Origin of the sequence: Bacillus cereus group sp. N12 (genome assembly GCF_016483575.1) — a bacterium.
Classification (GTDB): domain Bacteria; phylum Bacillota; class Bacilli; order Bacillales; family Bacillaceae_G; genus Bacillus_A; species Bacillus_A toyonensis.
The window spans coordinates 17,324-28,812 of the sequence record NZ_JAEHBO010000073.1; the positions used below are offsets into that span (position 1 = coordinate 17,324).

An 11,489-nucleotide genomic window follows, 5' to 3' on the forward strand; every position below is an offset into this window, starting at 1 on the left:
GTCATTTGGAAGATATTACAACATGCCGATGTGGTTCATTTCCTTCAGAAGTTGTATTGATATCTTGATGATTAGATAATGCTTGATGGATAATTTTTCGTTCAAAAGATGGCATCGGCTCTAAAACAACTCTTTTTTTCGTTTTAGACACTTGTTTTGCTAATCGATAAGAAAGCGATTCTAACGTACTTTTTCTTTTACTACGATAATTTTCAGCATCTAGTGTGATACCAATATACTGTTTCGTATGGCGATTCGCGACAAGTTTTGTCAAATACTGTAAAGAGTTCAACGTATTACCTCTTTTTCCAATTAAAACACCTACATCATCACCAGAAATTGTAAATTCAACTTCGCGTCCCTTTACAATTTTACTAATCTCGACTTCCACACCCATGTTGCGAATAACATTTTTTAAATACTCTTCACATTCTTGAATGGGCTCTTTCTTCAATACAACTTCTACTACTGCAGGACGATTCCCAAATAAGCCTAGGAATCCCCTTTTACCCTCATCGATAATATTTATATCAACTTGATCTTTTGAAGTGTTTAATTGCCTTAAAGCATCTTCTACTGCCAGCTCGACTGTTTGTCCTTTAGCAGTAATTACACTCACTTACCTGATCCTCCAGCCTTACTAGCCTTAATTTCTGGCCCTTTGATAAAGTACATTTGAGCGATACCAAAGATATTACCAACAACCCAGTAAAGTGATAATGCCGCTGGGAAGTTAATTGCAAAGATTAAAATCATAATCGGCATAAGCCAAATCATCATTGCCATTTGTGGATTTTGACCAGCAGTTCCTGCCATTGCAAGCTTTTGCTGAATAAATGTCGTAATCGCTGCAACAACCGGTAAGATATAGTAAGGGTCTGCCTGTCCTAAATCGAACCATAAAAATGTATGTTTACTAATTTCTGATGTTCTCATAATCGCATGATAAAATGCGAATAAAATAGGCATCTGAACAAATATTGGTAAACAACCGGCTAATGGATTTACACCATTTTTTTGATATAACTGCATCATTTCTTGTTGTAATTTTTGCTGTGTTGCTTGGTCTTTCGAGCTATATTTCTCTTTTAACTTTACCATTTCTGGTTGTAACGCCTGCATAGCTTTCGTACTCTTCGTTTGCTTAATCATTAATGGTAATAATGCAAAACGAATAATAAGGGTCGTAATAACGATCGCTAAACCGTAATTATCACCAAGCCATGTCGCAAAATACGTGATTAACTGAGAAAGCGGGTATACGAAATATTCATTCCAAATCCCAGTGCTCTTCGATGTAATTGGCTGACCCGTTTCACTACAGCCGGTAGCAATTGCCATTAATGTAATAACCATGGCCAGTAAACCTATTTTCTTTTTCAAAGCCTGCTCCTCCTTGTTTCGGTATGTATATAGTGTAATTCATTTCCTTACGCTACTTTTTTATTCTTTTCATACCAGAGCGTTTAAAGACATGAATTAAGCTTTTCTTTACTTCTTCATATGTCATCTCTGCACAAGGCTTCCTTGCTATTATAACAAAATCTTTTCCAGAATCTATCTCATCTTTCAATTCTGTAATGGACTGACGGATCATACGCTTAATTCGATTACGAACTACTGCGTTTCCTATCTTCTTGCTAACAGAAAGGCCGATGCGAAAATTTGGCTGTTCTTCTTTATTTAGTTGGTATACAACAAACTGACGGTTCGCATTTGATTTTCCTTTTTGAAAAACCTCCTGGAATTCATCATTCTTCTTTATACGATTTTTTTTCTTCATATCAATTGACACTCCTGTATTTCATCAGCGGAAATTCACTATTATTAGAAAAAAAGACCACTGAACGATCAGTGGTCTACGCAGATAATACTTTTCTTCCTTTACGACGACGAGCTGCTAGCACTTTACGTCCGTTCGCTGTGCTCATACGGCTGCGGAAACCATGTACTTTGCTGCGCTTACGTTTATTTGGTTGGTAAGTTCTTTTCATTATATGACACCTCCCTGAGGAATATCTGTTAAAGACAGTCTTATAAATTATAGTTAATCAACTAGGAAAATGTCAATGGTTCTCGAAATTTTCATCAAATATTCATTTTGAACCTGTTCACATTCTTTTTCACAGTTCTTATATTTCCTTGTGGATAAATGTTTTTTTCTGTTTTTTATATCCACAAACTTTTTTCTTACTTTTACACAGTATATCGTATTGTGGACAAGTTTATTCCACAAGGTATTGATTTTGTGGATAACTTTCTTAATTTCATTGCTATAGCTACTTTTTTTTGATATTATAGTTGTGTTTTCACTTTGAATAAGTTTCCCACATGTTTATTTTATCCACAATTTGTGTATAACATGTGGACAGTTTTAATCACATGTGGGTAAATAGTTGTCCACATTTGCTTTTTTTGTCGAAAACCCTATTTCATATACAAACGACGTTTTTAGGTTTTAAAAGACGTTTCGTATAAATATACATTTACTATTTATTGGGTTGTACATTTGTTGCGCAACCTTATTCTTTTACCATCTTAGTAAAGGAGGGACACCTTTGGAAAACATCTCTGATTTATGGAATAGTGCCTTAAAAGAACTTGAAAAAAAGGTCAGTAAACCTAGTTATGAAACGTGGTTGAAGTCAACAACAGCACATAACTTAAAGAAAGACGTATTAACGATTACAGCTCCAAATGAATTTGCTCGTGATTGGCTAGAATCTCATTACTCAGAACTCATTTCGGAAACACTTTATGATTTAACAGGGGCAAAATTGGCTATTCGCTTTATTATTCCCCAAAGTCAAGCTGAAGAGGATATCGATCTTCCTCCTATTAAAAAAAATCGAGCACAAGATGATTCTACTCATTTACCACAGAGCATGCTAAATCCAAAATATACATTTGATACATTTGTTATTGGCTCTGGTAACCGTTTTGCCCATGCTGCTTCATTAGCTGTAGCCGAGGCTCCAGCTAAAGCATATAATCCTCTCTTTATTTACGGGGGCGTTGGGCTTGGAAAGACGCATTTAATGCATGCGATCGGTCATTATGTAATTGAACACAATCCAAACGCGAAAGTTGTATATTTATCATCCGAAAAATTTACAAATGAATTCATTAACTCTATTCGTGATAATAAAGCAGTCGATTTTCGTAATAAATATCGCAATGTAGATGTTTTATTGATAGATGATATTCAATTTCTTGCTGGAAAAGAACAAACTCAAGAAGAGTTTTTCCATACATTTAATGCATTACACGAAGAAAGCAAACAAATTGTAATTTCAAGTGATCGGCCACCAAAAGAAATTCCAACTTTAGAAGATCGTCTTCGTTCTCGCTTTGAATGGGGACTCATTACGGACATTACGCCACCAGATTTAGAGACGCGAATTGCGATTTTACGTAAAAAAGCAAAAGCTGAAGGACTTGATATACCAAACGAGGTTATGCTGTATATCGCAAATCAAATCGATTCAAACATTCGTGAATTAGAAGGTGCGCTCATCCGAGTTGTAGCTTATTCATCTTTAATTAACAAAGATATTAATGCTGATTTAGCAGCTGAAGCACTTAAAGATATTATTCCAAATTCTAAACCAAAAATTATTTCTATTTATGATATCCAAAAAGCTGTCGGGGGCGTTTACCAAGTAAAATTAGAAGATTTTAAAGCGAAAAAGCGTACAAAATCAGTTGCGTTTCCTCGTCAAATTGCAATGTATTTATCACGCGAACTTACAGATTCCTCTTTACCTAAAATAGGTGAAGAATTTGGTGGACGTGACCATACAACCGTTATCCATGCCCATGAAAAAATTTCTAAGCTACTAAAAACGGATACGCAATTGCAAAAACAAGTCGAAGAAATTAATGATATTTTAAAGTAGTAGCTGAATAGTGTGAATAACTCTCCTTGTTTTACGCACAGTCTATCCACATGTAGATAGACTGTTTTTACATCTTTCAACTGAGTTATCCACATATCCACAAGCCCTATTACTATTACTACTATTTTTTTATCTTTATTAATTAAATAAAATCTTATACTTACCGGAGGTTTTTCTTTATGCGTTTTACAATACAAAAAGACTATCTTGTAAGAAGTGTACAGGATGTAATGAAGGCTGTTTCTTCTCGTACAACAATTCCAATTCTTACAGGAATTAAAGTTGTCGCTACTGAAGAAGGGGTTACATTAACAGGAAGCGATGCAAACATCTCTATTGAATCGTTTATTCCAGTCGAAGAGGACGGAAAAGAGATTGTAGAAATCGGACAATCAGGAAGTATTGTTTTACAAGCAAAATATTTTAGTGAGATCGTAAAAAAATTACCTAAAGACACTGTCGAAATTTCTGTAGAAAATCATTTTATGACAAAAATAAAATCTGGAAAATCAGAGTTCAACTTAAATGGTTTAGATTCTGCTGAATATCCATTATTACCACAGATTGAAGAACATCATGTTTTTAAGATTCCAACAGACTTACTTAAACATATGATTAGACAAACTGTATTTGCAGTTTCTACTTCGGAAACAAGACCGATCTTGACAGGTGTAAACTGGAAGGTATATAACAGCGAATTAATTTGTATTGCAACAGATAGTCACAGACTAGCACTTCGAAAAGCAAAGATCGAAGGATATAATATTGCAGATGAGTTTCAAGCAAATGTTGTAATTCCAGGTAAGAGCCTAAATGAATTAAGTAAAATTTTAGATGAGTCGGAAGAAATGGTAGATATCGTTATTACGGAGTATCAAGTATTATTCCGTACAAAACATTTATTATTCTTCTCAAGATTGTTAGAAGGAAATTATCCTGATACAACACGTCTAATTCCAGCAGAGAGTAAGACGGATATTTTTGTGAATACAAAAGAATTTCTACAGGCTATTGATCGTGCTTCACTATTAGCAAGAGACGGCCGCAATAATGTTGTAAAATTATCAACGTTAGAACAAAAAATGTTGGAAATCTCTTCTAATTCTCCGGAAATCGGAAAAGTAGTGGAAGAAGTTCAATGTGAAAACGTAGATGGGGAAGAATTAAAAATATCTTTTAGTGCAAAATATATGATGGATGCATTAAAAGCTTTAGATAGTACAGAGATTAAGATTAGCTTTACTGGGGCAATGAGACCATTCTTAATTCGTACAGTAAATGATGATTCAATTACTCAATTAATTTTACCAGTTCGTACTTACTAGATAGAAAATAAGGGTTGCTAGTTTAAAGATGCTAGTAGCCCTTATTTGATTTTGGGGTATTACTTTCCTAATGCTAGTTTATTTAGTACAATGAAAGAATGAACACTTTGAGAAAGTGAGCGATTTTATGAAACGTATTAAAATTTCAACAGAGTATATTACACTAGGACAATTTTTAAAGTTAGCTGATGTAATCGATACAGGTGGCGCTGTAAAATGGTTTTTACAAGAATATGAAGTGTACGTGAATCAAGAACTTGAAAACAGAAGAGGTCGCAAGTTATATGCGAACGATATTATTGAAATTCCGGGTAGCGGAACTTTCCAAGTTCAGGCATAAAGGGGGAGCCCTTTGTTTATTTCAGAAATACAATTAAAAAACTATCGCAATTATGAAAAATTAGAGCTTTCCTTTGAAGATAAAGTGAATGTAATTATCGGTGAAAATGCGCAAGGGAAAACAAATTTGATGGAAGCTATTTATGTGTTAGCGATGGCGAAATCTCATAGAACCTCCAATGACCGCGAGCTTATCCGTTGGGATGAAGATTTTGGTCAAATTAAAGGGAAATTACAAAAGAGAAATAATTCTTTGTCTTTAGAATTAAATATTTCGAAAAAAGGTAAAAAGGCAAAATTAAATCAACTTGAACAACAAAAGTTGAGTCAATATATTGGCGAAATGAATGTTGTCATGTTTGCCCCAGAAGATTTAAATCTTGTAAAAGGAAGCCCTCAAGTAAGAAGACGCTTTTTAGATATGGAATTAGGACAAATAGCTCCTGTTTATTTGTATGAATTAAGTCAATATCAAAAAGTGCTCACGCAACGAAACCACTTGCTAAAAAAAATGCAAGGGAATAGTAAAAATGAGGAAACGATGTTGGATGTATTTACACTGCAACTGATTGAACACGGTGCAAAAATATTGCAAAAACGTTTTGATTTTTTACATTTACTGCAAGAATGGGCAGCCCCAATTCATCGTGGTATAAGCCGTGGATTAGAAGAATTAGAAATTATTTATAAACCGAGTGTAGATGTATCAGAATCAATGGATTTGTCGAAAATAAAAGAAGTATACTATGAAAGTTTTCAATCTGTGAAACAACGTGAAATTTTCCGTGGTACGACTTTAATTGGTCCTCATCGTGATGATTTACAATTCTTCGTTAATAGTAAAAATGTTCAAGTCTTTGGTTCGCAAGGACAACAACGAACGACTGCACTATCCCTAAAATTAGCTGAAATTGAATTGATTTATTCAGAGGTTAAAGAATATCCAATCCTTTTGCTGGATGATGTTTTATCAGAATTAGACGATTATCGTCAATCACATCTGTTAAATACAATTCAAGGAAAGGTGCAAACATTTGTTACAACGACGAGTGTCGACGGAATTGAACACGAAACATTGAAAGACGCGAAAACAATTCATGTAACGAACGGCACGGTAGATTGTGAAATAGATAGGGCATAAACCCCTGTTTAAATGGAAAAGTAGGTGATCTTTGTGTCAATGGAACAAAAACAAATGCAAGAAAATGCATATGATGAAAGTCAGATACAGGTACTTGAAGGACTAGAGGCAGTTCGGAAACGTCCAGGTATGTATATTGGATCAACGAGTGGGAAAGGACTTCACCACCTTGTATGGGAAATTGTTGATAATAGTATCGATGAAGCATTAGCAGGATATTGCGATGAAATTAACGTTAGTATTGAAGAAGATAATAGTATTCTTGTAACGGATAATGGCCGTGGTATCCCAGTTGGTATACAAGAAAAAATGGGACGTCCTGCAGTTGAGGTTATTATGACTGTCCTCCACGCTGGTGGTAAATTTGGCGGTGGCGGTTATAAGGTTTCTGGTGGTTTGCATGGTGTTGGTGCATCTGTTGTAAATGCCTTGTCAACAGAACTAGAAGTATTTGTACATCGTGACGGTAAAATTCATTACCAAAAATACGAAAGAGGTATTCCGGTTGCAGATTTAAAAGTCATCGGTGATACAGATAAAACTGGAACAATAACTCGCTTTAAACCGGATCCAGAAATTTTTAAAGAGACGACAGAATATGAATTTGATACGCTAGCGACTCGTATGCGTGAGTTGGCGTTTTTAAATCGTAATATTAAATTAACAATTGAAGATAAACGTGAACATAAACAAAAGAAAGAGTTCCACTATGAAGGTGGAATTAAATCATATGTTGAACATTTAAATCGTTCAAAACAACCAATTCATGAAGAGCCTGTATATGTAGAGGGTTCAAAAGATGGTATTCAAGTTGAAGTTGCGCTTCAATATAACGAAGGATATACAAATCATATTTACTCATTTACAAATAATATTCATACGTATGAAGGTGGTACACATGAGGTAGGATTTAAAACTGCCCTAACACGTGTGATTAACGATTATGGCCGTAAAAATAACATTTTAAAAGATGCGGATAGTAATTTAACTGGTGAAGATGTTCGTGAAGGTTTAACAGCAATCGTGTCAATTAAACATCCAAATCCACAATTCGAAGGGCAAACGAAGACGAAACTTGGAAATAGTGAAGCGAGAACGATTACGGAGTCAGTATTCTCAGAGGCTTTTGAAAAGTTCTTACTGGAAAATCCCAATGTTGCACGTAAAGTTGTAGATAAAGGAACGATGGCAGCGCGTGCGCGTGTAGCAGCTAAAAAGGCTCGTGAGCTAACTCGCCGAAAGAGTGCTTTAGAAGTTTCAAGTTTACCAGGGAAATTGGCAGACTGTTCTTCTAAAGATCCAGCAATTAGTGAAATTTATATCGTAGAGGGTGACTCTGCGGGTGGATCTGCAAAACAAGGACGCGATCGTCATTTCCAAGCGATTTTACCGCTGAAGGGTAAAATTATTAATGTTGAAAAAGCACGCTTAGATAAAATTTTATCAAATGATGAAGTTCGTACAATTATTACGGCGATCGGTACAAATATCGGTGGAGACTTCGATATTGAAAAAGCACGCTATCATAAAGTTATTATTATGACCGATGCCGATGTTGATGGTGCGCATATTCGTACCCTATTATTAACGTTCTTCTATCGTTATATGCGTCAAATCATTGAGTGTGGCTATATATATATTGCGCAGCCACCTTTGTTTAAAGTACAACAAGGTAAAAAAATTCAATATGCTTATAACGATAAAGAACTTGAAAAGATATTAGCTGAGCTACCAGCCCAGCCGAAACCAGGAATCCAACGTTATAAAGGTCTTGGAGAAATGAATCCAACTCAGCTATGGGAGACGACAATGGATCCAGAAGTACGTTCGTTACTTCAAGTTTCTCTTCAAGATGCAATAGAAGCAGACGAAACGTTTGAAATTTTAATGGGTGATAAAGTGGAACCACGTCGTAACTTTATCCAAGAGAATGCAAAATACGTGAAAAACCTTGATATTTAAATGAGTAATGACAGGAATCTAAGTATTCCTGTCTTCTACATATAAATCAATGTATGTGTAACGGAAATGTAAGAGGAGGTGCTCGTTGATGTCAGACAATCAACAACAAGCACGAATTCGAGAAATTAATATTAGTCATGAAATGCGTACCTCATTTTTAGATTACGCAATGAGTGTTATCGTATCTCGTGCATTACCAGATGTTCGTGATGGATTAAAACCTGTGCATCGTAGGGTTTTATATGCGATGAATGATTTAGGAATTACAGCTGATAAAGCGTATAAGAAATCAGCACGTATTGTTGGTGAAGTAATTGGTAAGTATCACCCCCACGGTGATTCAGCTGTTTATGAAACGATGGTACGTATGGCGCAAGATTTCAGTCAACGTTATATGCTTGTTGATGGGCATGGTAACTTCGGTTCTGTAGATGGAGATTCAGCAGCGGCAATGCGTTATACAGAGGCAAGAATGTCTAAGATTTCTATGGAATTAATACGTGATATTTCAAAAAATACAATTGATTATCAAGATAACTACGATGGTTCGGAAAGAGAGCCGATTGTATTACCAGCGCGTTTCCCTAATTTATTAGTAAACGGTACGACAGGTATTGCTGTTGGTATGGCAACAAATATCCCGCCGCATCAGCTTGGCGAAGTAATTGATGGTGTGCTGGCATTAAGTCATAACCCTGATATTACTATCGCGGAATTGATGGAATATATTCCTGGGCCAGACTTTCCGACGGCAGGTTTAATTTTAGGGCGAAGTGGAATTCGAAGAGCTTACGAAACAGGTCGCGGTTCTATTATGCTTCGTGCTAAGGTTGAAATTGAAGAGAAGTCAAACGGTAAACAATCTATTATCGTAACGGAACTACCTTATCAAGTTAATAAGGCACGATTAATTGAAAAAATTGCAGAATTAGTTCGCGATAAGAAAATTGAAGGCATTACAGATTTACGTGATGAATCAGATCGTAATGGTATGCGTATCGTTATGGAAGTACGTCGTGATGCTAATGCTAATGTACTATTAAATAATTTATATAAACATACAGCGCTTCAAACAAGTTTTGGTATTAATATGTTATCTCTTGTAAATGGAGAGCCTCAAGTACTAAATTTAAAACAAAACTTATATCATTATTTGGAGCACCAGAAGGTAGTAATCCGTAGACGTACTGCTTATGAATTAGAAAAAGCAGAGGCACGTGCTCATATTTTAGAAGGATTACGAATTGCTTTAGATCATCTTGATGAAGTTATTACGTTAATTCGTAGTTCAAAAACGGCAGATATTGCAAAGCAGGGCTTAATGGAACGTTTCGGTTTAAGTGAGAAACAAGCGCAAGCGATTTTAGACATGCGTCTGCAACGCTTAACTGGATTAGAACGTGAAAAAATCGAGCAAGAGTATCAAGACTTAATGCAGTTAATTGCTGAATTAAAAGCGATTTTAGCAGATGAAGAGAAAGTTCTTGAGATTATTCGTGAAGAATTAACAGAAGTAAAAGAACGTTTCAATGATAAGAGACGAACAGAAATTACAATTGGCGGTATGGAATTTATTGAAGATGAAGATTTAATTCCTGAGCAAAACATTGCGATTACGTTAACTCATAACGGTTATATTAAGAGGTTGCCAGCTTCTACGTACAAAACACAGAACCGTGGGGGACGTGGTGTACAAGGAATGGGTACGAATGATGATGACTTTGTTGAACATTTATTAACAACGTCCACCCATGATCATATTTTATTCTTTACAAACAAGGGTAAAGTATACCGTACGAAAGGATATGAAATTCCAGAGTATAGTCGTACTGCGAAAGGGCTACCGATTATTAACCTATTAGGGGTAGATAAGGGTGAGTGGATCAATGCCATTATTCCAATTCGTGAGTTTGGTGATGACCAGTTCCTATTCTTTACAACGAAACAAGGTATTTCTAAGAGAACGCCACTTTCATCATTTGCAAATATACGTACGAACGGTTTAATTGCAATTTCGCTTCGTGAAGAAGATGAAGTGATTTCTGTACGTTTAACCTCTGGCGATAAAGATATTATCGTAGGGACAAGCAACGGTATGTTAATTCGCTTCAATGAACAAGATGTGCGTTCTATGGGCCGTAATGCAGCTGGTGTAAAAGCTATTACACTAGGCGAAGAGGACCAAGTAGTAGGTATGGAAATTGTTGAAGAAGATACGAATGTTTTAATTGTAACGAAAAACGGGTACGGTAAGCGTACTCCAGTTGAAGAGTATCGACTACAAAGTCGTGGTGGTAAAGGTCTGAAAACTTGTAACATTACAGATAAGAACGGTAAATTAGTAGCAGTTAAATCTGTAACAGGTGAAGAAGACATTATGTTAATTACAGCCGCGGGTGTTATTATTCGTATGCCGGTTGATCAAATCTCTCAAATGGGACGTAATACACAAGGTGTTCGTCTAATTCGATTAGAGGATGAGCAAGAGGTAGCAACAGTAGCAAAAGCGCAAAAGGATGAAGAAGAAGAAACTAGTGAAGAGGTTTCTTCTGAAGAATAAGAGAGGGGATTCTCCCTTCTCTTTATTTTTTTATAATAATACTTGCATAGCAATAAGAAACTATATATAATAGGCAGAGTCAGCAAATGAGAGATACAAGTTATCTTGAAAAACTTGTTGACGAAAATAATATACTATGATATATTATAAAAGTCGCTGAAACGCGATATTGAACTTTGAAAACTAAACGAAACAAACAACGTGAAACGTCAATTTTTATTTTTAGATGCTAGACAAACTAACTTTATTGGAGAGTTTGATCC

General features: G+C 35.5%; 10 protein-coding genes. 6 read left to right on the top strand and 4 right to left on the bottom strand.

What is annotated here, in order from left to right; translation table 11 throughout:
- Window position 1: 1 nt before the first annotated feature.
- From jag to rpmH, 4 genes are all read right to left on the bottom strand, one after another.
- Window positions 2–619: an RNA-binding cell elongation regulator Jag/EloR gene (gene jag / locus JDS92_RS24100; protein ID WP_087969755.1), complete on the bottom strand. Its 618-nt coding sequence runs from the start codon at window positions 617–619 to the stop codon at window positions 2–4.
- Window positions 616–1,383, bottom strand: coding sequence for a YidC family membrane integrase SpoIIIJ (gene spoIIIJ / locus JDS92_RS24105; RefSeq protein WP_000726765.1), 768 nt, complete (start codon window positions 1,381–1,383; stop codon window positions 616–618). The genes jag and spoIIIJ overlap by 4 nt, the downstream gene beginning before the upstream one ends.
- 52 nt (window positions 1,384–1,435) lie before the next feature.
- A complete protein-coding gene (gene rnpA / locus JDS92_RS24110) occupies window positions 1,436–1,783 on the bottom strand; it encodes a ribonuclease P protein component (RefSeq protein WP_000728892.1) in 348 nt (115 codons plus the stop codon).
- Between the two features lie 76 nt (window positions 1,784–1,859).
- Window positions 1,860–1,994, bottom strand: a complete 135-nt coding sequence (rpmH, locus tag JDS92_RS24115; RefSeq protein WP_000831901.1) for a 50S ribosomal protein L34 — start codon at window positions 1,992–1,994, stop codon at window positions 1,860–1,862.
- A 564-nt stretch (window positions 1,995–2,558) separates the two neighbouring features.
- Here rpmH and dnaA point away from each other — a divergent pair.
- The 6 genes from dnaA (at window position 2,559) to gyrA (ending at window position 11,226) form a co-directional block, all read left to right on the top strand.
- Window positions 2,559–3,899, top strand: coding sequence for a chromosomal replication initiator protein DnaA (dnaA, locus tag JDS92_RS24120; RefSeq protein ID WP_000428014.1), 1,341 nt, complete (start codon window positions 2,559–2,561; stop codon window positions 3,897–3,899).
- Window positions 3,900–4,078: 179 nt separating this feature from the next.
- Complete coding sequence (gene dnaN / locus JDS92_RS24125) at window positions 4,079–5,224, top strand: DNA polymerase III subunit beta (protein ID WP_001212898.1); 1,146 nt, start codon at window positions 4,079–4,081, stop codon at window positions 5,222–5,224.
- Window positions 5,225–5,351: 127 nt separating this feature from the next.
- Window positions 5,352–5,564, top strand: a complete 213-nt coding sequence (gene yaaA / locus JDS92_RS24130; protein ID WP_000821369.1) for a S4 domain-containing protein YaaA — start codon at window positions 5,352–5,354, stop codon at window positions 5,562–5,564.
- A gap of 12 nt (window positions 5,565–5,576) precedes the next feature.
- Entirely contained in the window at window positions 5,577–6,704 is a 1,128-nt protein-coding gene (gene recF, locus JDS92_RS24135) for a DNA replication/repair protein RecF (RefSeq protein ID WP_087969756.1), read from the top strand.
- Window positions 6,705–6,743: 39 nt separating this feature from the next.
- Window positions 6,744–8,666, top strand: a complete 1,923-nt coding sequence (gene gyrB / locus JDS92_RS24140) for a DNA topoisomerase (ATP-hydrolyzing) subunit B (RefSeq protein WP_000435980.1) — start codon at window positions 6,744–6,746, stop codon at window positions 8,664–8,666.
- A gap of 88 nt (window positions 8,667–8,754) precedes the next feature.
- Window positions 8,755–11,226 (top strand): DNA gyrase subunit A, encoded by a 2,472-nt coding sequence (gyrA, locus tag JDS92_RS24145; protein ID WP_097958138.1) that lies wholly within the window; start codon window positions 8,755–8,757, stop codon window positions 11,224–11,226.
- The last annotated feature ends 263 nt before the right edge of the window (window positions 11,227–11,489 follow it).